Consider the following 19,404-nt stretch of genomic DNA (forward strand, 5'->3'; position numbering starts at 1 on the left):
CGCACCTGGCGGTTGATTAGCAGGTTTGCCGGGCGACCTCAGTGGCGATACAAAAAATCCCCGGCCGTGCCGGGGATTTTATTTTTTGGTTCAGGCGCGCTTGCCGCGCTTGCGGATCGGGGTCACGGTAGCCGGGTCGCGGCTGCCGACCGGGTCGGCATCGTAGCGGGCGATGAATTCGCGTACCTGCGGATACACCACTTCACGCCAACGACGGCCACTGAAAATGCCGTAGTGACCGGCGCCTTCCACCACCAGATGACGGCGATGCGCCGCATCGATGCCGGTGCATAGATCGTGTACCGCCTCGGTCTGGCCGAGGCCGGCGATGTCGTCCAGCTCGCCTTCGATGCTCAGCAGCGCGGTATTGCGGATCGCCGATGGCTTGACCAGTTGGCCATCCACTTTCCACTTGCCCTGCGGCAGCAAAAACTCCTGAAACACCACGCGAATGGTGTCCAGGTAATACTCTGCCGGCATGTCAAGCACAGCGTTGTATTCGTCGTAGAACTGCCGGTGTGCTTGCGCATCCTGCAGGTCGCCCTTGACCAGATCGGTGTAGAAATCCCAGTGCGACATGACGTGCCGGTTGGGGTTCATCGACAGAAAGCCGGCGTGTTGCAGGAAGCCCGGGTACACCTGGCGGCCATGGCCCGGATACGGGAACGGCACGGTGTGGATCAGGTTGTTCTGGAACCACTCGATGCCGTTTTCCGTGGCCAGGTTGTTGACCTGGGTAGGGCTGCGACGCGCATCGATCGGCCCGCCCATCATCACCAGCGAGCGCGGGGTGGGTTCGTCGTTGCTGGCCATCAGCGACACCGCCGCCAGTACCGGTACCGTGGGCTGGCACACGCTCACCACATGCAAGCGCTCGGCGCCGATATGGCGGATGAACTCCTGGATATAGGTGATGTAGTCCTCGAGCCGGAACGCGCCTGCTTCCAGCGGCACCATGCGCGCGTCCACCCAGTCGGTTACATAGACCTTGTGGTTACGCAGCAGGGTGCGCACGGTGTCGCGCAGCAGCGTGGCGTGGTGACCGGACAACGGCGCCACCACCAGCACGGCCGGTTGCTCCTTCATCTTGCCGATCAGCTCGACGTGGTCGCTGAAACGCTTGAAGCGCAGCAGCCGGCAGAACGGCTTGCTCAACACTTCGCGTTCGATGATCGGCAGCGAATGGCCATCGACCTCGACATCGTCCAGCGCCCAAGCAGGCTTTTCGTATTCCTTGCCCAGCCGATGGAACAGCTCGTTGCTGGCGGCCATGCGTTCGGCACCGGGAAGCGATGCCCACAGGCTGTCGGGATCGGAGAACATCTTGGCGTTCGCCTGGGCCTGATGCACCCAGGGGGCTAGCAGATTGCGGGTCAGCTCATGCAGTTGATAAAGCATTCCACCCATCCGTGCGGTTTTGCTGCCGCGCAGCATACCGGGTTTGGCGCATTTGCACCTTAATGGGGCTCCGGGCGGTTGAGGCTGTCATGGGAGCTATGGCAGACATAGGCTGCGTTATCTGCTGCTGTCTATGCTCGTTCGGATGGTGCGCACGGACGGGAGATCGCGCTAGGCGGCCGGATGACGTTAGAAGCGATGCGACCAGCGTGTAATCGACAGTCCTGTCGAAGTGCCTGCAGAAGCAAGCCCCTCTCCTGCGGGAGAGGGGTTGGGGTGAGGGTACGTGGCGAAGCCCTCGCGGACTCAAATACGACCGGCGATACACCAACCACGTCGAGCCTGGCACGTCATCGCAATCCGTTCCTGCGAGGCGCCTTCTCCCGGCCGCCGGCCGCCGCGAACACCTGCTCAGCTGCGCTCCAATGCAGACGTCTCTCCAGCCAATTGCGGCGACAACCAGCAGTGCGACCCGAGCGCAGTAAAGCCCACGCTGGCGAAGCGGCGCCGGTACCAGCGCGATGGCCGCGCCTGAAAACCGTCATGGTCGCCTTCGAACGCATCTTCTTCGGCAAAGGTTTCCAGAAACGCCACGCCTGCGCACATGTCGGCCAATCCGGGCAGGCCCTGATTGAATTCGCGCGTGGGCACGTAATGCAGGACATCCGAGCAGATCAGCAGGTCCACCGGTGCGCAGGGGCGCAGCCAGGCGAAGTCGCCGAAGCGGGCAGGGTGGATCTGGCGGCTACGGCCGTAGCGCCGGACGGCGTAGTCGCTGCTGTCAAAGCCCAGGTAGCTGAGCTTGGGCCGCAGCGCCAGCAAGGGCGCGCGCCATGCGGCTTCGCCGCAGCCGACATCCAGCACGCTGCGGATCGGGCGTTCCAGGTAGTACTCGGCCTGTGCGACCGCGAGTGCGACCTTGCGTCGCAGGCGGACGGGGTCGGCCAGCCCGGCATCGCGATACCAGCGGCGGAAATACTGGGCGTCGTACTGTTTCTGGTCTGACTGCTGCATGGGTTCAACTGCTTTCGCGCGCGCGGATGGGTGAAAATGCGGGCCATCCTACGCGAGCCAACGGAGCCAGCGCATGACCCTGTATTTGTGGATCAAGACCTTCCATCTGTTGTTCGTGATCGCCTGGATGGCGGCGGTGTTCTATCTGCCGCGCATCCTGGTCAACATCGCCGAAGCCGGCAGCGAATCTGCAGTGCGCGCACGCCTGGTGCTGATGGGCCGGCGGCTGTACAAATTCGGCCACAGCATGCTGGGGCTGGCGCTGCTGCTGGGCGCAGTGCTGTGGCAGGGCTACCGCGTGATTCCCGATTTCCCGACCATGGTGACCGGCGGTTGGCTGCACGCCAAGCTGTTCGCGGTTGCGTTGATCCTGGCGCACTACATCGTGGCCGGGCGCTGGCTGAAGGGCGTGGACCAGGGCCGTGCCGTCCCGAGCGGGCGTGCACTGCGCTTGTTCAACGAGGTGCCGGTGATCCTGCTGGTCGGTGTGATCTGGCTGGTGCTGGCCAAGCCGTTCTGAGCGGCGTTGCGTGCAAGGCGGCATGGCGTCGCCTCGTACGCAGGAGCCGAGGCTGATGTCGCCGCGATGCCGGCCTGAAACGTCAGCAGGATCACCATCCGGTAGGACGGACCACCGCTGCGCACCACGTGCACGCAGCAGGCCCGCTGCAACACGATCGAGCGCAGCAGCGACTCAGGTTGGCTGGGACGTCCTTTCGTGCAGCGGGTTGCGCGCGCTCCGGCCCGCGGAGCGCGAAGGTTCAGTGCCCCTCGTAGGCACCGTAGCTACGCAGGCGCTCGTAGCGCTGCTGCAGCAAGGTTTCCACCGGGATCTTTTCCAGCGCGTCCAGCTCGTTGAGCAGCACGGCTTTCAGGCGCTTGCCCATCTGCTCGGGATTGCGGTGCGCGCCGCCGGTGGGCTCGCGGATCACCTTGTCCACCAGGCCCAGGCCCTTCAGACGCTTGGCGGTGAGGCCGAGCTGTTCGGCGGCGTCCTTGGCCTTGGCCGCGTCCTTCCACAGGATCGAGGCGCAGCCTTCCGGCGAAATCACCGAATAGGTGCCGTATTCCAGCATCAGGGTGCGGTCGCCCACGCCGATCGCCAGCGCGCCACCGGAGCCGCCTTCGCCGATCACCGTGCAGATCACCGGGATCTTGAGTTCGGCCATTTCCAGCAGATTGCGCGCGATCGCCTCGGACTGGCCGCGCTCTTCCGCACCGATGCCCGGGTAGGCGCCGGGGGTGTCGATGAAGGTCAGCAGCGGCAGGCGGAAACGCTCGGCCAGCTTCATCAGGCGCAGCGCCTTGCGGTAGCCCTCCGGGCGCGGCATGCCGAAGTTGCGCGCCACCTTGGTCTTGGTGTCGCGGCCCTTCTGGTGCCCGATGATCACCACCGGGCGGCCGTCGATGCGGCCCAGGCCACCGACAATCGCCTTGTCGTCGGCATAGGCGCGGTCGCCGGCCAGTTCCTGGAATTCGTCGCAGATGGTGTTGATGTAGTCCAGCGTGTACGGGCGCTGCGGATGACGCGCCAGCTGCGAGACCTGCCAGGCAGACAGGTCACGGAAGATCTGCGCGGTACGCACGCGCAGCTTGTCGCGCAGGGCGCGGACTTCGGTTTCCACGTTGACTGCAGGCCCGGTACTGGCCTTGCGCAGTTCCTGGATCTTGGCTTCCAGATCGGCGATGGGTTGCTCGAAGTCGAGGTAGTTAGGATTCATGCAATGGCGTCGTCAACGTAAGGCGGGGAGTGTAGCTGAAGCGGTGTGGCTGGCCCGTACGGGGGCGTTGGGAGCGGAATCGGGAATGGAGAATCGGGAATCAGAGCAAGGTATCCGGGCCGCCACGCTTTTGCGATTCCCCATTCCCGATTCCCGATTCACTGCGCCCACGGCGGGCTGTACTTGATCTTCACCGTCCGCACCGCCGGGTCGGCGCGCAGGCTGTCCATCAACTGCTGGTCGATGCGCACCGAATGGGTGCCGTTGAGGTCGAGCATGCCGGCCACCCCGCCGCCGGGGGCGCGCAGCAGCAGGTCCAGGCGCAGGGGGGTCTTGCCGGGGCGGTGCTTGGCCAGTAGCGCGTCGATGCGCTTGAAGGCCTGCTTCTCGCGCAGGTCCAGGCGCAGCGACAGGCGCTGCGCGTGGTCGGCACAAATCTGCTCGTAGTCCCAGCACTGGCGGATGCGCAGGCTGTAGCCGCCGTTGAATTCGTCTTCGCGCAGGCCGCCCTTGACGATCAGGATGCGGTCGCGGGTGAGCAGGTGGCCGAACTCGGCCATCGCATCGGAGAACGCGCTGCATTCGACCCGGCCACGGCCGTCTTCGAGCTGCACGAACACCTGGCTGTCGCCCTTGCGGCGCACCCCGACCACCTGGCCGGCCAGGATCGCACTGACTTCCGGGCGCCAGGCGCGTTTTTCGCCGTCGCCGCCACCGCCACCGCCACGTTGTTGCGAGGCGAGGATCTTTTCCAGCGCGCCCAGGTCGCAACCGACCAGCTCGCGCACTTCTTTGCGGTGCGGGTCGAACGGGTGGCCGCTGAGATAGAAGCCCAGCGTTTCGCGCTCGCCGGTGAGCAGCTGGCCCAACGGCCATTCCTTGCTTTCGGGCAGGTCCAGGCGCATCGCCGGCGCGCTCGGGTCCGGCCCGCCGAACAGCGAGTTCTGCCCGGAGGCACGTTCGCGCGCCATCTGCTCGGTGGCCTTCATCACCTCAGGCAACTGCAGCATCAGCGAGGCGCGGTTCTTGCCCAGCCCGTCCATCGCGCCGGCATTGATCATCGCTTCCAGCGTGCGCCGGTTGAGCTTTGCGGTGCCCACGCGCGTGCAGAAATCCAGCAGCGTAGTGTACGGGCCGCCGCGCCGGCGTTCTTCGACGATGGCCTCGCACGCGCCCTGGCCCACGCCCTTGATCGCGCCCAGCCCGTATTGAATGGTGTCCGGGCTGGCGGCCTCGAACTGGTAGGCCGATTCGTTGACGCGCGGCGGCTTGACGGTGAGGCCGAGGTTGCGCACCTCATCCAGGAAGCCCACCACCTTGTCGGTGTTGTCCATGTCCGAGGACAGCGTGGCGGCCATGAACTCGGCCGGGTAATGCCGTTTCAGCCACGCAGTCTGGTAGCTGACCAACGCGTACGCGGCGGCGTGCGATTTGTTGAAACCGTAGCCGGCGAACTTCTCCATCAAATCGAAGATTTCGTCGGCCTTGGCCGCGCTCACGCCGCCCTTGGCTGCACCTTCGCGGAAGATTTCGCGGTGCTTGGCCATTTCGGCCGGCACCTTTTTGCCCATCGCGCGACGCAGCAGGTCGGCGCCGCCCAGCGAATAATCGCCGACGATCTGCGCCATCTGCATCACCTGCTCCTGGTACACCATGATGCCGTAGGTGTCTTTCAGGATGACTTCGGTGCGCGGATCGGGATACACGATCTCCTGCTGGCCATGCTTGCGCGCGTTGAAGTCAGGGATCAGGTCCATCGGGCCGGGGCGATACAGCGACACCAGCGCGATCAGGTCTTCGAAGCGGTCAGGGCGCGCGTCCTTGAGCAGGCGGCGCATGCCCGAGGATTCGAACTGGAACACCGCACCGGTATTGCCCGAGGCGAACACGCCCTTGTAGGTGGGCACGTCGTCCAGCGGAATGGTGGTGATGTCGACCGGGTCGATGCCGGCGCGCGCATGGCGCACATTGATCGCCTTGACCGCCCAATCGATGATGGTCAGCGTGCGCAGGCCGAGGAAGTCGAACTTCACCAGGCCCACCGCTTCGACGTCGTCCTTGTCGAACTGGGTCACCGGGTTCTTGCCGCGGCCGTCTTCGTCGTGTTCGGCGAACAGCGGGCAGAACTCGGAGAGCGGCTCGGGCGCGATCACCACGCCGCCGGCGTGCTTGCCGGCGTTGCGGGTGAGGTCTTCGAGCTGGCGCGCCAGATCCATCAGGTCGCGCACATCGTCTTCGACCTGGTAGCGCTGGATCAGGTCCGGCGAGGCCATCTCCGAATCCTTGCCTTCGCCCATCGCATCCTTGAGCGTGATGCCCAGGATGTTGGGGATCAGCTTGGCGACGCTATCCACCAGACCGTAGGTGAAGCCAAGCACGCGCCCGGCATCGCGCACCACCGCCTTGGCGGCCATGGTGCCGTAGGTGATGATCTGGCTGACGCGCTCGCGGCCGTACTTGCGCGCCACGTAGTCGATGACTTCGTCGCGGCGGTCCATGCAGAAGTCGATGTCGAAGTCGGGCATCGACACGCGCTCGGGGTTCAAGAAGCGCTCGAACAGCAGGTTGTACGGCAGCGGGTCCAGGTCGGTGATCTGCAGCGCCCAGGCCACCAGCGAACCGGCACCGGAACCGCGCCCCGGGCCAATCGGAATGCCCTGGTTCTTTCCCCACTGGATGAAGTCGGCCACGATCAGGAAGTAGCCGGGGAAGCCCATCTTGATGATGGTGTCCAGCTCGAATTCGAGCCGGTCCACGTAGTCCTGGCGGGTCTTGCCCGGTGCGATCGGGCTTTTCTCCAGGCGTGCGGCCAGACCGTCGCGCGACTGGCTGCGGATCCAGCTGTCCAGCGTCTCGTCGTCCGGCACCGGATAGGCGGGCAGGAAGTAGGTGCCCAGGCGCATCTCGATGTTGCAGCGCTGCGCCAGCGCCAGCGTGTTGTCGATTGCGTCGGGGATGTCGGCGAACAGCGCCGCCATCTCCTCGCTGGACTTCATGTACTGCTGGTCGCTGTAGTCGCGCGGGCGCTTGGGGTCGTCGAGCACGCGGCCCGACGAAATGCACACGCGCGCTTCGTGCGCGTTGAAGTCGCTGGCGTACAAAAAACGCACATCGTTGCTGGCGACTACCGGCAGCCCGCGCACGCCGGCGGCATGCAGCGCGAACTGGTTGAAGCGTTCCTCGCCCTCGCGCCCGGTGCGGGTCAGTTCCAGGTGCAGGCCGTCGCCGAACACGCGCTGCCAGTCGGCCAGCTGCTGCTCGGCAAGATCCGCGCGGCCCTCGTTGAACAGGCGCCCGGCCAGGCTGTCGCGGCCGGCCAGCGCGAACAGGTTGGCGTGCCCGGCCTGCAGCCATTCCGGATGGATCGCCACGCCGCCTTCGGGGCGGTGGCCTTCCATCCAGGCGCGCGTCAGCAGCCGCGACAGGCTCAGGTAGCCTTCGCGGTCGCGGCACAGCAGGGTCATGCGCCACGGTGTCATGTCCGGGGTGGCGATCATCACGTCGGCGCCGGCGATCGGCTTGATGCCCACGCCTTCTGCAGCCTTGTAGAACTTGACCAGGGCGAACAGGTTGTTGAGGTCGGTGACTGCCAACGCGGGCATGTCGAGCTCGACCGCCCGGCTCAGCAGGTTGGCCTGCTTGGCCTTTTTCGGGTCAGCCTGATCCGGTTTCTCGGGCACACGGATGGTGGAATCCGCCAGCGAGAACTCGGTGTGGACGTGCAGATGGACGAAGCGGGAAGTGGACATGCGAGACCGGAATAATGCGCGGTCAGGGTACCGGCGGGGGCGAAGGCGAACAAGGCTTGACAGGTGGGCGGCGGGACCCGGGACCCGGGACCGGGGACCCGGAACAGCGGTGGATCACCTGGTTGAAAGCCCGCGCCTCGCTTCCTGCACGGGCGGTGGGGCGCCGGTCCGTGCCTAGACGGCGCCGGCGTGTTGCACGATCCGCAGCTGTTCCGGGTCCCCGGTCCCGGGTCCCGGGTCCCGGCCTTCCAGCGCCAACCGCACCGGCGCAAAGCTGCGCCGATGCTGCGGGCAGGGCCCGTGGCTCTGCAGCGCGGCCAGATGGATCGGAGTGCTGTAGCCCTTGTGCTGGTCGAAGCGGTATTCCGGGTGTTGCGCGTGCAATTCGTGCATCAGGCGGTCGCGGGTGACCTTGGCCACGATCGAGGCCGCCATGATGGCGCGGTCGATGGCATCCCCGCCAATCAGTGCCTCGGCGGGGCAGGGCAGCCCCTTGGGCACCCGGTTGCCGTCGATGCGCGCAAATCCGGCCACGTGCGCCACACCTTCCACCGCGCGGCGCATGCCGAGCATGGTCGCCTGGTAGATATTGATGCGGTCGATCTCTTCGCTGTCGATCAACACCACCGACCAGGCCAGCGCCCGGTCGACGATGCGCGCATACAGCTGCTCGCGCCGTTCGGCGGTGAGCTGCTTGGAATCGTCCAGCCCGTTGATGCGCGGCTTGCCGGGGTCGAACACCACCGCCGCCACCGCGACGGGACCAGCGAGCGGACCGCGGCCGGCTTCGTCGACGCCGGCGGTCAAGCGGGAATCGGGAAGCGGGAATCGGGAATCGTGGAAGAGCGCATCCTGCGTCGTCGGAACGACAATCGCACCGTGGGAGCGTGAGCGCTTCATGGCCCGGCTCCTGCCGATTCCCGATTCCCGATTCCCAATTCCGGCTGCGTCAGCAGCCCCGCTACCGCATCGGCCGCGCGCGCCGAGGCGTCGCGGCGCAGTTCGGCGTGCAGGGCCAGGTAGCGCGGTTGCAAGGCGGCGACCTTCTCAGGGTGTTTGAACCAGTCCAGCAGGGCGACGCACAGCCGCTCGGGCGTGCAGTCATCCTGCATCAGCTCCGGGGCCAGGTCGTCGTTGGCCAGGATGTTGGGCAGCGCGTAGCGGTTGACCTTGAGCAGGCCCAGCGTCTTGACGATGCGGTAGGTGAGCGGGGCCACCTTGTAGCCGACCACCATCGGGCGCTTGACCAGCATGGCTTCCAGTGTGGCGGTGCCAGAGGCCAGCAGCACCACGTCGGCGGCCAGCATCGCGGTGCGCGCCTGGCCGTCGAGCAGGTGCGAGCGCAGCACCGGCAGCGACGAACGCGAAAGCTGCTCAGCCAGCACTTGCTTGCAGCCCGGATTGGCCGCGGGCACCAGCACGTGCAGGTTGTGCAGATGCTCGGAGACCAGCCAGGCGGCCTGGAAAAAGGTGTCGCCGAGCCGGCTGATCTCGCCATGCCGGCTGCCCGGCAACACGGCCAGCACGGTGCTGGAGGCGGAGATGCCGAGCTTGGCGCGCGCGGCCTCGCGGTCGGCCTGGTAGGCGATGTCGTCGGCCATCGGGTGGCCGACGAAGCGCGCATCCACGCCGTGCCTGGCGTAGATCGGCGGCTCCATCGGGAACAGGCACAGCACCAGATCGGCACTGACGCCGATCTTCTCGGCGCGCTTCTCGCGCCACGCCCACACCGAGGGGCTGACGTAATGCACGGTCTTGATGCCGCGCTGCTTGAGCCAGCGCTCCACCGGCAGATTGAAATCCGGCGCATCGATGCCGATGAATACATCCGGCTTCCACGCCAGCACGCGCTCGCGGAACGCGCTGCGCAGCTTGAGCAGGCGCGGCAGATGGCGCAGCACTTCGGTCAGGCCCATCACCGCCAGCTCGCTGGCATCGAACCAGGTCTGGCACCCGACGCCACGCATCGCATCGCCACCGATGCCGACAAATTCGGCAGTCGGATAGCGCAGCCGCAACTGCTCGATCAGCCCCGCACCGAGGATGTCGCCGGAGGCTTCGCCGGCGATCAACGCGATACGGGGTGCGCGCTCGCGCGCACCGGGAATCGGGAGTGGGGAATTGGGAATCGGTAGCGCAGTCGGAACGCTGCCGACTGACGCGCCGTTGCGCTGCCCGTCCACGATTCCCGACTCCCGATTCCCGATTCCCGTCATCGCAACAACGGCCGTTCTGCCGCGTCGATGAACTCGAGCATCCCGCGCACGTCGTCGCTGCTCTTGGCCTGTTCGGCCAGCTGCAGTTTGGCGTCGGCCAGCGGCAGGCCGGCCACGTACAGCGTGCGGTAGGCACGCTTGATCGCGGTGATGCGTTCGGCGTCGAAGCCGCGGCGCTTGAGCCCTTCGCTGTTGATGCCGCGCGGGCGGCCCAGCGATTCGCTGCCGACCATGGTGAACGGCGGCACGTCGCCGTTGGTCAGCGCGCCCATGCCCAGGAAGGCGTGCGCACCGATGCGGCAGAACTGATGCGCGCCGGCAAAGCCGCTGATGATCACGTAGTCGCCCACGGTGACGTGGCCGGCCAGGGTGGTGTTGTTGGAGAACACGCAGTGGTTGCCGACATGGCAATCGTGCGCCACGTGGGTATAGGCCAGCATCCAGTTGTCGTTGCCGACCACGGTGATGCCGCCGCCGCCGCCGGTGCCGCGGTTGATGGTGACGAACTCGCGGATCACGTTGCCGTCGCCGATCACCAGCTCGGTGCGTTCGCCGGCGTACTTCTTGTCCTGCGGCTCGCCGCCGATGGCCGCATGCCCGATGAAGCGGTTGTTGCGGCCGATCCGGGTTGGGCCATGGATCGAGCAATGCGGCCCCACTTCGGTGCCGGCGCCGATCTCCACGTCCGCGCCGATCAGCGAGAACGCGCCGACGCGCACATCGCTGGCCAGCTGCGCCGAGGGATCGATGACGGCGGTGGGATGAATCAAGGGTGCTTGATCACGCATCGTGTCTCACCTCCAAAAACGGATTATTCCTTGGCGCCGGCGCACATGACTTCGGCACTGGCCACGATTTCGCCGTTGACCTTGGCCTCGCCGTAATAGCATCCCATGTTGCGGATCAGGCGCTTCATCTGCACCTCCAGGATCAGCACATCGCCCGGCACCACCTGCTTGTTGAAGCGCGCGTTGTCGACCTTGACCATGTAGAACAGCTTGGACAGCGCATCGCGCCCCAGGCCGAGCTGGGTCATCACGCCGCCGGCCTGCGCCAGCGCTTCGATGATCAACACGCCCGGCATCACCGGCCGGGTCGGGAAGTGGCCCTGAAAGAACGGCTCGTTGATGCTGACGTTCTTCTGCCCGACGATGCGCTTGGCCTCCAGGTCCAGCTCGATGACCCGGTCGATCAGCAGGAACGGGTAGCGGTGCGGAATCAGCGTCTGGATCTGGTTGACGTCGATCGGCAGCTCGTAAACGGGGTGACTCATGCGTTCTCCTTGCCCACAGCCAGGATGCGCCTTGCCAGCGCATCGAGCTGTTTGAAGCGCGCGGCATTCTTGCGCCACGTGCGATTGTCGGTGAGAGGGGTGCCGGACGAATACTCGCCCGGCTCGTGAATGGAATTGCGCACCACCGACTTGCCGGTGATCACCACCTTGTCGCAGATCTCCAGGTGGCCGACCACGCCGACGTGCCCGCCGAGCAGGCAGTAGCGGCCGATCTTGGCGCTGCCGGCAATGCCGGTGCAGCCGGCAATCGCGCTGTGCGCGCCGATGCGGCAGTTGTGCGCGATCTGCACCAGGTTATCCACGCGTACGTCTTCTTCCAGCACGGTGTCTTCCAGTGCGCCGCGGTCGATGCAGGTGTTGGCGCCGATCTCGCAATCGTCGCCGATCACCACCCCACCAAGCTGCGGCACCTTGATCCAGTGGCCGGCATCCATCGCCAGGCCGAAGCCGTCGGCGCCGATCACCGCGCCGGGGTGGATCCGCACGCGCTTGCCCAGCCGCACGCGGGTGACCAGGGTGACCCGGGCCAGCAGCTCGCTGCCCTCGTCCACCACGCAGTCCTCGCCGATGATGCTACCGGTGCCGATCACGCAGCCATCGCCCACGCGGCTGCGCGCACCGATGCTGACGAACGGGCCGACATGGGCACCCGGAGAAACCTGCGCGGTGGGGTCGATCACTGCCGACGCATGGATGCCGGGCGCGCGCACCGGCGCCACGTCGAACAGCGCGGCGATCTTGGCGAATGCGGTGTACGGGTCCTTGGCGACCAGGGCGGTGCCCTTGGCTGCCTCGGCATCGTCGGCGCGCACCACCACCACTGCGGCCTGGGTCTCGGCCAGCTGCGGGCGATAGCGCGGGTTGGACAGGAAGCTCAGCTGCCCCGCGCCTGCATGGGCCAGGGTGGCGACACCGGTGACTTCGGTGGTGCCGTCGCCGACGACGGTCAAGCCAAACTGTTCGGCAATCGCACTGGCGGTCAAGTGCATCAGGGTGAACCTCGCGTAAACATTAAGTGGCTGTTTTTACGAAAAAAAAACCTGACCAAAGAGTCGCCAAACAAGCGGGCGTATCTCTTCGCAGGTCGCAATCGTGCGGCGAACCTAGGAAGAAGCATATGAAAACTGCCCTCTCCATTGTCGGAAGCCTGCTCCTGCTTGGCGCCGTGACCACCGCATCGGCCGATGACTTCGCCGATCAGCGTGCCCAGGCGCATAGCTTCTGGGATCAGCAAATTGCCTGCGTCGATGCGTCCGACTGGAGCGCCACCTACACCTGCCTGAGCACCGTTTGGGATAGCTACCGCTAAAAACTGCGCAGGATCCAGCGGTTCCTAAACAAACAATGGCGGCCCGAGATATCGGGCCGCCATTGTTGTGCTCACGTCTCTTAGAACTGGCCGCCGAAGGTGAACTGCAGGCGCTCGATCTCGTCGTTGTCTTCCTTCTTCAGCGGGAATGCGTAGCTGATCGAGATGGGGCCGACCGGGGCGCGCCACAACAGCGCCACACCGGTGGAGGCGCGCAGCTCATTGGCCTTGAAGTTGTCGACGCCGCTGTAGACGTTACCGAAATCGAAGAACGCCGAAACGCGGGCCGACGGGCTGTCGAACAGCTTCGGGAAATACATTTCCACCGAGCCGACGGTCTTGAACGAGCCACCCAGCGGCTGACCGCGATTGAAGCCGTTGATCGGCTCCGAACGCGGGCCCAAGGTATTGTCTTCAAAGCCGCGCACCGAGTTGGTACCGCCGGCGTAGAAGTTCTCGTAGAACGGCAGGCCGGTCGCGGTGATGGTGCGCGAGGTGCCATTGGGGCCTGCCACCACGCGGGTACTGTCATTGCCATAGCTGTCGCCGTAGCCCAGCTCGAAGCGGGTGTTCAACACCAGCGCCGGAATGATCGGCCAGTAGTTCGAGATCTGGTAATTGAGCTTGTAATACTCGACCGTCGAGCCAGGCAGGGTGGTTTCCAGGCCCACGCGCTGGTACAGGCCGCGCGTCGGCATGAAGAAGTCGTTGCGGGTGTCGCGCGCCCAGCCCAACTCCGTACGCCAGGCGTGGAAGGTGCGCGTGCCGATTGCATCGATGTAATCGACGATGGCCTGCGGCGTGGTGCCGGGGAAGGTGGTGATCTGGTTGCTGTCGATGCCGACCATCGCCGAGACGGTATCGTTCTCGGTGATCGGCACGCCGAACACCACCTGCGCCGAGCCGTTCTTGCTGTTGAACTGCGCCGTGTTGAAGTCCGAGTAGTCCAGCGAACGCCATGACAGGTTGTAGCCCAGCGACACGCCGTCATCGGTAAAGAACGGGTTGGTATACGAGAACGCATAACGCTGCTGGAAGGTGCTGCGCGACGCTTCCACTGCCACACGATTACCACCGCCCAGGAAGTTGTTCTGCGACAACTGCACCGAGGTGGTCACACCGAAGGCCTGCGAGAAGCCCAGGCCGAACACGAAGCTGCCCGAGGTGGTTTCCTTGACGTCATAGATCACGTCGACCTGGTCGTTGCTGCCGGGCACCGCGGGGGTTTCCACGTTCACCGACTCGAAGTAGCCCAGGCGCTGCAGACGGATCTTGGAACGGTCGATCGCCGCCTGCGAGTACCAGGTGTTTTCGAACTGGCGCATCTCGCGGCGCAAGACTTCGTCCGAGGTGCGGCTATTGCCCTTGTAGAGGATGCGGCGCACGGTCACGCGCGGGCCGGGCACCACCTGCAGGTTCACCGCAACGGTGCGGTCCTCGCGGTTCGGGGTCGGGATCGGATTGACCTTGGCGAACGCGTAGCCGACGTTGCTGAGCGTGTTGGTGATCGCATCGGAGGTGTATTCGAGCAGCGCGCGCGAGAAGATGTCGCCGGCCTTGGGGATCACCAGGCGCTCGATGTCGGCCTGCGGCAGCACGGTATCGCCGGTCACCTTGATTTCGGAAATCTTGTACTGCTCGCCCTCGGTGACGCCGGCGCTGACGAACATGTCGCGCTTGTCGGGGCTGATCGACACCTGGGTGGAGTCGATGCTGAAGTCCACATAGCCGCGGTCCAGGTACCAGGAATTGAGCTTTTCCAGGTCGCCGGACATCTTTTCCTTGGAGTACTGGTCGTCGCGGCGGTACCACGAGGCCCAGTTGTGCTCCTTGGACTCCCAGTTCTCCAGGATGTCCTCGTTGGCGAACTTTTCCGTACCGATCAGGTTGACGTGGCGGATCTTGGCCGCCTTGCCTTCCTTGATCGCGATGGCCACATCGACGCGGTTGCGGTCCAGCGGGCTCACCGTTGGGGTGATCTCGACGTTGTACTTGCCGCGGTTGTTGTACTGGCGGGTCAGTTCCTGGGTCACGCGGTCCAGGCTCAGGCGGTCGAAGGTGCCGCCCTCGGTCAGGCCGATGTCGCCCAGGCCCTTGAGCAGCTCTTCGGACTTGATGTCCTTGTTGCCGGTCACGGTGAGCTTGTTGATCGCCGGGCGCTCCTTGACCGTGATCACCAGGATGTTGCCCTGGCGGTCCAGCTGCACGTCCTCGAAGAAGCCGGTGCGGTACAACGCACGGATCGAGTCGGCCACCTTGGCATCGTCCACGGTGTCGCCGCGGTTCACCGGCAGATAGGTGAACACGGTGCCCGAAGCGATGCGCTGCAGGCCGTCGACGCGGATGTCGCTGGCAACGAACGGCTCGGCGGCCAGGGCAACGGCTGGCAGGCTGAGGCCGGCGGCAAGAGCGAGGGCAAGCAGGCGGCGAGTGGGAAGACGCGTCATGTCACATCCGGTTGGAGTCGATTTCAGGTGTTGCTGGGTGCCGGCGTATGACGACGACAACAGGCGGAAAGAGTGGAGCAGTTTCATCGTGGAACCAGGCCAAGGATGTCGTTGTAGAACGCCAGTCCCATCAGCCCGGCCAGGACCGCCAGGCCGACGTATTGCCCGGCAATCATGGCCCGTTCGCTGATCGGGCTGCCCTTGACCAACTCAATAAGGTAATACAGCAGATGCCCACCGTCCAAGATCGGGATGGGCATCAGGTTGATGATCGCAAGGCTCAGCGACAGCAGGCCAAGGAAATACAGGAACCAGTCGAGCCCGCGTTCGGCCGAGGCATTGGCGGCGCGCGCGATGGTGACCGGGCCGGAGATGTTCTTGACCGAGGCCTGGCCGGTCAGCATGCGCTTCATCATGCCCAGCGAATCGGCGGTCATCCGGCCGGTTTCGCGGATCGCGGCCGGCACCGCGGCAAACAGGCCGTACTGCTGGCGGCTGTCGTACGCCGGGGCGGGCGCGGCGGCCGGGCGGATACCGATCATCCACTGGCCCTGCGGCGACTTGCGCGGGGCGATCTCCAGCGCCAGGCGGTCTTCGCCCTGTTCGCCCTTGCGCGCTACCTCGATCATGCCCTGGCCGCCGTGCTCACCCAGCGCCTGCACCTGCGGAATGATGTCCTCGGCCGAGCGGATCGGCTGACCGTCGATGGCCACGATGCGGTCGCCCGGCTTGAGCAGGCCATCGGCCACCGAGCCCTTGACCACCTCGGCGATCACCGGCGGCTGCAGCATGAACTGCCAGCCGATCCCGGCCAGCGAGGCCACGCGGCGTTCGTCGAAGCCGACCGGCAGCTGCGACAGGCGCAAGGTGTGCTCGCTGTTGCCGGCGCCCTCGGTGGCGGTGAGTATCTGGATGTCGCGCCGGTCCATTGCCGCGGTGGTGAGCTGCATGCTGGCATCGCTCCAGCTGCTCACGCCGCGGCCATCTATGCGCACGATACGCTCGCCCGGGGTCAGCCCGGCCTCGGCGGCCAGGCCGTCGACGCGGCCGACGGTGGCCGAATAATCCTGCTTGCCGACCACGAACATCGCCCACAGCATCGCCATGCACAGCAGGAGGTTGGCGATCGGGCCGGCGGCCACAATGGCGATGCGCTGCCACACGGTCTTGCGATTGAATGCCTGATCCTGCTCGGCCGGGTGCACGTCGCCTTCGCGCTCGTCGAGCATCTTGACGTAGCCGCCCAGCGGAATGGCCGCCACCACGAACTCGGTACCGTGCCGGTCGCGACGCATCCACAGCGGCTTGCCGAAGCCCACGGAGAACCGCAGCACCTTGACGCCACACCGGCGTGCGACCCAGAAGTGGCCGAATTCGTGGAAGGTCACCAGCACACCCAGGCTGACGATCATCCACCAGACCGAACCGATGAAATCACCCATGGATGCAACTCGGTTGCGTGGTTCGATCAGGCATGAAGGGCGTGGTGGGCGAGGGCGCGTTCGGTGATCTGCCGTGCTTGCGCGTCGGCAGAAAGGAGGGTGTCGAGGGTGTCGGCATTGTGCCGCGGAAGCGTTGTCAGCGTTTGTTCGACCAACGCTGGGATCGCTAGGAAACCTATCCGGCCCTGAAGAAACGCTGAAACAGCCACTTCGTTGGCCGCGTTCAGGATGGCCGGGGCGGTTCCGCCAGCACGCAAGGCCTCCCAGGCCAGCCGCAGGCAGGGGAAGGCCGCAGTGTCGGGGGCTTCGAAATCCAGCCGGCCCTGCTGCAGCAGGTCCAGCCCCGCCACCCCGGAGTCGACCCGCTCCGGCCAGGCCAGACCGACGGCCAGGGTGGTGCGCATGTCCGGCAGGCCAAGCTGGGCCAGGGTGGAGCCGTCGACGAACTCGACCAGCGAATGCACCAGGCTCTGCGGGTGCACCAGTACATCGATCTGCCCGCCGGGCAGTCCGAACAGGTGGTGCGCCTCGATGACTTCCAGGCCCTTGTTCATCAGCGTGGCCGAATCCACCGAGATCTTCGGCCCCATCGACCACTTCGGGTGGGCCACCGCCTGCGCAGGCGTCACGGCCGATAGCGCAGTGCGGTCCCAGCCCCGGAACGGGCCGCCAGAGGCGGTGAGGATCACCCGGCGTACGCCGCGGCTGGCATCGCACGAGCGCAGGCACTGGAAGATGGCGCTGTGCTCGCTATCGATCGGGATGATTTCAGCGCCGGCGGCAGCAGCGGTGCGGGTCAGCAGTTCGCCGGCCAGCACGAGCGATTCCTTGTTGGCCAGCAGCAGGCGCTTGCCGGCGCGCGCGGCTGCCAGGGTCGAGGGCAGGCCGGCGGCGCCGACGATGGCCGCCACCACGGTATCGCAGGCATCGCTGCCGGCCAGTGCGTCCAGCGCTGCGGTGCCGGCATGCGCCTGGGTAGCCAGGCCGGCGGCGCGCAGGCCGTCGCGCAGTAGCGGGTACAGCGCCTGGTCGGCGATCACCGCATGCGCGGGCCGGTGCGTGGCGCACAGCGCCAGCAGGGCATCGACCTGGCTGCCGGCCGACAGCACGCTGGCGCGCAGCCGGTCCGGATGGCGGGCGATGACGTCCAGGGCCGACGTGCCGATCGAGCCGGTCGCACCGAAGACGGCGACCTGGCGGGGAGAAGAGCCAGCCATGCTTAGAATCCGAGAATTTCCTTGCCGAGTGCGAACACCGGCAGGGCGGCGAGCACGCCATCGATACGATCCAGCACGCCGCCGTGGCCCGGGATCACCGTGCCCGAGTCCTTGGCGCCGGCATGGCGCTTGAGCAGGCTCTCGAACAGGTCGCCCAGCACCGAGGCCAGCACCGCGACGGCCGCAACCAGCACCAGCTGCGGCACATGCGCCAGGGTCAATCCGGCCAGCCAGCCGAACGCGCAGGCCACCGCGATACCGGCGACCATGCCGCCGAGCAGCCCTTCGATGGTCTTGTTGGGGCTGATGCGCGGCGCCAGCTTGTGCTTGCCGAACGCGCGCCCGGCGAAATACGCGCCCGAGTCGGCCGCCCAGACCATGGTCAGCGCGGTCAGCAGCCACAGGTTGCCCTTGTCCGGGTTGGCATGCAGCAACACCAGTGCGGCCCAGGCCGGCAGTACCGCCAGGGTGCCGGCGGCCAGTTTGAGCGCGCGTGCCTGGCCGTTGCCGTGATCGGCACCAAAGGTGAAGAAGCGCAGCCACAGCAGCGCCAGCACCCACCACACCACGCCCACCAGGGCGGCGATCTGGAACAGCACCATGGAGCCGGCCGAAGCCCACACCATCAGTACCATCAGCAGCAGGTTGAGCATCAGCAGCACGGTGCGCGGCAGGCTGTCGTCGATGCCGGAGAGCTTGAGCCATTCCCACAGCCCGGTCAGGAACAGCACCGCCGCCAGCGCCGCCAGCCACTGCGTGGGCAGCAGCACGATCGCGCAGATGGCGAGCGGCGCCATGATCAACGCGGCAATCACGCGGGTCTTGGTCATGCGGAGGAAGTCTCCGTCGCCTTCTCGGCGATCTGGGCGCTGGTCAGGCCGAAGCGACGTTCGCGCCCGGCGTAATCATCCAGCGCCTGCTGCAGGACGCCGGCATCGAACTCCGGCCACAGGGTTTCGGTGAACCACAGCTCGGTGTAGGCCAGCTGCCACAGCAGGAAATTGCTGATGCGGGTATCACCGCCGGTTCGGATGAACAGATCCGGCGCCGGCAGGTCGGCCAGGGCCACCCGGCTGGCGAGCAGGGCTTCGTCGATCTGCTGCGGTTGCAGGCGACCGGCGGCCACCTCTTCGGCCAGTGCGCGGGCAGCCGCAGCGATGTCCTGGCGGCCGCCGTAGCTGGCCGCGATGCTCAGCACCAGCCGCGCGTTGCCGGCGGTGCTGCGTTCGGCTGCCGCCATGCGGTCGCGCAACGGGGCGGCGAAGCGGCTGCGCTCGCCGATGAAACGCACCTGCACGCCGCGTCGCTGCAATTCGTCGACCTCGCGGTCCAGCGCGTGCAGGAACAGCTTCATCAGCGCATCCACTTCTTCCTGCGGGCGGCCCCAGTTTTCACTGGAGAATGCGAACAGGGTCAGCGCGCTGACGCCTTTTTCCAGGCAGAAATCGATGGTGCGGTTGACCGCCCGCGCACCGGCGCGATGGCCGATCATGCGCGGACGTCGCCGACGCTGCGCCCAACGCCCGTTGCCATCCATGATGATGGCAATGTGGCGCGGTATCGCGTCGGAGGAAGGGACTGGATGCATGGCAGGCGA

At 66.0% G+C, this 19,404-nt stretch carries 16 protein-coding genes; 2 read left to right on the forward strand and 14 right to left on the reverse strand.

Translation table 11 applies throughout. The features are described from left to right. Positions 1-90 precede the first annotated feature (90 nt). Together RZV17_RS07075 and RZV17_RS07080 are read right to left on the reverse strand one after the other, a co-directional pair. Positions 91-1,434 carry a polyhydroxyalkanoate depolymerase gene (locus RZV17_RS07075; protein ID WP_184369851.1) on the reverse strand — a complete coding sequence of 448 codons (1,344 nt, stop codon included), beginning with the start codon at positions 1,432-1,434 and terminating at the stop codon, positions 91-93. 375 nt (positions 1,435-1,809) lie between these two features. Beyond that, on the reverse strand, positions 1,810-2,412 hold the full coding sequence (locus RZV17_RS07080; RefSeq protein WP_355608223.1) for a class I SAM-dependent methyltransferase: 603 nt from the start codon (positions 2,410-2,412) through the stop codon (positions 1,810-1,812). A 73-nt stretch (positions 2,413-2,485) separates the two neighbouring features. On the opposite strand from RZV17_RS07080, the gene RZV17_RS07085 reads away from it, so the two are divergent. Next, on the forward strand, positions 2,486-2,932 hold the full coding sequence (locus tag RZV17_RS07085) for a CopD family protein (protein WP_039409600.1): 447 nt from the start codon (positions 2,486-2,488) through the stop codon (positions 2,930-2,932). A gap of 241 nt (positions 2,933-3,173) precedes the next feature. Here the strand turns inward: RZV17_RS07085 and RZV17_RS07090 are convergent, their stop codons facing one another. From RZV17_RS07090 to lpxD, 7 genes are all read right to left on the reverse strand, one after another. Further along, positions 3,174-4,133: an acetyl-CoA carboxylase carboxyltransferase subunit alpha gene (locus tag RZV17_RS07090; protein ID WP_047693638.1), complete on the reverse strand. Its 960-nt coding sequence runs from the start codon at positions 4,131-4,133 to the stop codon at positions 3,174-3,176. A 158-nt stretch (positions 4,134-4,291) separates the two neighbouring features. Next, positions 4,292-7,882 (reverse strand): DNA polymerase III subunit alpha, encoded by a 3,591-nt coding sequence (gene dnaE, locus RZV17_RS07095; RefSeq protein ID WP_355608228.1) that lies wholly within the window; start codon positions 7,880-7,882, stop codon positions 4,292-4,294. 174 nt (positions 7,883-8,056) lie between these two features. Continuing rightward, on the reverse strand, positions 8,057-8,782 hold the full coding sequence (locus RZV17_RS07100; protein ID WP_355608231.1) for a ribonuclease HII: 726 nt from the start codon (positions 8,780-8,782) through the stop codon (positions 8,057-8,059). Beyond that, entirely contained in the window at positions 8,779-10,065 is a 1,287-nt protein-coding gene (lpxB, locus tag RZV17_RS07105) for a lipid-A-disaccharide synthase (RefSeq protein ID WP_355586387.1), read from the reverse strand. The genes RZV17_RS07100 and lpxB overlap by 4 nt, the downstream gene beginning before the upstream one ends. Positions 10,066-10,094: 29 nt before the next feature. Then, complete coding sequence (gene lpxA / locus RZV17_RS07110) at positions 10,095-10,886, reverse strand: acyl-ACP--UDP-N-acetylglucosamine O-acyltransferase (protein ID WP_166743297.1); 792 nt, start codon at positions 10,884-10,886, stop codon at positions 10,095-10,097. A 23-nt stretch (positions 10,887-10,909) separates the two neighbouring features. Next, positions 10,910-11,371, reverse strand: a complete 462-nt coding sequence (gene fabZ / locus RZV17_RS07115) for a 3-hydroxyacyl-ACP dehydratase FabZ (protein ID WP_039415369.1) — start codon at positions 11,369-11,371, stop codon at positions 10,910-10,912. Beyond that, positions 11,368-12,381, reverse strand: a complete 1,014-nt coding sequence (gene lpxD, locus RZV17_RS07120; RefSeq protein ID WP_166750622.1) for a UDP-3-O-(3-hydroxymyristoyl)glucosamine N-acyltransferase — start codon at positions 12,379-12,381, stop codon at positions 11,368-11,370. The genes fabZ and lpxD overlap by 4 nt, the downstream gene beginning before the upstream one ends. A gap of 128 nt (positions 12,382-12,509) precedes the next feature. Here lpxD and RZV17_RS07125 point away from each other — a divergent pair, with 128 nt between their 5' ends. Next, positions 12,510-12,701, forward strand: coding sequence for a hypothetical protein (locus RZV17_RS07125; protein WP_166743295.1), 192 nt, complete (start codon positions 12,510-12,512; stop codon positions 12,699-12,701). An 80-nt stretch (positions 12,702-12,781) separates the two neighbouring features. Here the strand turns inward: RZV17_RS07125 and bamA are convergent, their stop codons facing one another. From bamA to uppS, 5 genes are all read right to left on the reverse strand, one after another. Continuing rightward, positions 12,782-15,148 carry an outer membrane protein assembly factor BamA gene (gene bamA, locus RZV17_RS07130; RefSeq protein ID WP_047693624.1) on the reverse strand — a complete coding sequence of 789 codons (2,367 nt, stop codon included), beginning with the start codon at positions 15,146-15,148 and terminating at the stop codon, positions 12,782-12,784. Between the two features lie 83 nt (positions 15,149-15,231). Then, positions 15,232-16,590, reverse strand: a complete 1,359-nt coding sequence (gene rseP / locus RZV17_RS07135; protein WP_166751382.1) for an RIP metalloprotease RseP — start codon at positions 16,588-16,590, stop codon at positions 15,232-15,234. Positions 16,591-16,616: 26 nt separating this feature from the next. Beyond that, positions 16,617-17,807 (reverse strand): 1-deoxy-D-xylulose-5-phosphate reductoisomerase, encoded by a 1,191-nt coding sequence (locus RZV17_RS07140; RefSeq protein ID WP_179454654.1) that lies wholly within the window; start codon positions 17,805-17,807, stop codon positions 16,617-16,619. Positions 17,808-17,809: 2 nt separating this feature from the next. After that, on the reverse strand, positions 17,810-18,637 hold the full coding sequence (locus RZV17_RS07145; protein ID WP_047693617.1) for a phosphatidate cytidylyltransferase: 828 nt from the start codon (positions 18,635-18,637) through the stop codon (positions 17,810-17,812). Next, positions 18,634-19,395, reverse strand: a complete 762-nt coding sequence (uppS, locus tag RZV17_RS07150) for a polyprenyl diphosphate synthase (RefSeq protein ID WP_166743292.1) — start codon at positions 19,393-19,395, stop codon at positions 18,634-18,636. The genes RZV17_RS07145 and uppS overlap by 4 nt, the downstream gene beginning before the upstream one ends. Positions 19,396-19,404 lie beyond the last annotated feature (9 nt).

It is taken from the genome of Xanthomonas cannabis, assembly GCF_040616535.1.
GTDB classification, from domain to species: Bacteria; Pseudomonadota; Gammaproteobacteria; order Xanthomonadales; family Xanthomonadaceae; genus Xanthomonas; species Xanthomonas cannabis.

Bases quoted from the DNA above. Each gene is read 5' to 3' on its own strand.
- RZV17_RS07075 (WP_184369851.1), bottom strand. From the start codon at position 1,434: ATGCTGCGCGGCAGCAAAACCGCACGGATGGGTGGAATGCTTTATCAA.
- RZV17_RS07080 (WP_355608223.1), bottom strand. From the start codon at position 2,412: ATGCAGCAGTCAGACCAGAAACAGTACGACGCCCAGTATTTCCGCCGC.
- RZV17_RS07085 (WP_039409600.1), top strand. From the start codon at position 2,486: ATGACCCTGTATTTGTGGATCAAGACCTTCCATCTGTTGTTCGTGATC.
- RZV17_RS07090 (WP_047693638.1), bottom strand. From the start codon at position 4,133: ATGAATCCTAACTACCTCGACTTCGAGCAACCCATCGCCGATCTGGAA.
- dnaE (WP_355608228.1), bottom strand. From the start codon at position 7,882: ATGTCCACTTCCCGCTTCGTCCATCTGCACGTCCACACCGAGTTCTCG.
- RZV17_RS07100 (WP_355608231.1), bottom strand. From the start codon at position 8,782: ATGAAGCGCTCACGCTCCCACGGTGCGATTGTCGTTCCGACGACGCAG.
- lpxA (WP_166743297.1), bottom strand. From the start codon at position 10,886: ATGCGTGATCAAGCACCCTTGATTCATCCCACCGCCGTCATCGATCCC.
- fabZ (WP_039415369.1), bottom strand. From the start codon at position 11,371: ATGAGTCACCCCGTTTACGAGCTGCCGATCGACGTCAACCAGATCCAG.
- lpxD (WP_166750622.1), bottom strand. From the start codon at position 12,381: ATGCACTTGACCGCCAGTGCGATTGCCGAACAGTTTGGCTTGACCGTC.
- RZV17_RS07125 (WP_166743295.1), top strand. From the start codon at position 12,510: ATGAAAACTGCCCTCTCCATTGTCGGAAGCCTGCTCCTGCTTGGCGCC.
- bamA (WP_047693624.1), bottom strand. From the start codon at position 15,148: ATGACGCGTCTTCCCACTCGCCGCCTGCTTGCCCTCGCTCTTGCCGCC.
- rseP (WP_166751382.1), bottom strand. From the start codon at position 16,590: ATGGGTGATTTCATCGGTTCGGTCTGGTGGATGATCGTCAGCCTGGGT.
- RZV17_RS07140 (WP_179454654.1), bottom strand. From the start codon at position 17,807: ATGGCTGGCTCTTCTCCCCGCCAGGTCGCCGTCTTCGGTGCGACCGGC.
- RZV17_RS07145 (WP_047693617.1), bottom strand. From the start codon at position 18,637: ATGACCAAGACCCGCGTGATTGCCGCGTTGATCATGGCGCCGCTCGCC.
- uppS (WP_166743292.1), bottom strand. From the start codon at position 19,395: ATGCATCCAGTCCCTTCCTCCGACGCGATACCGCGCCACATTGCCATC.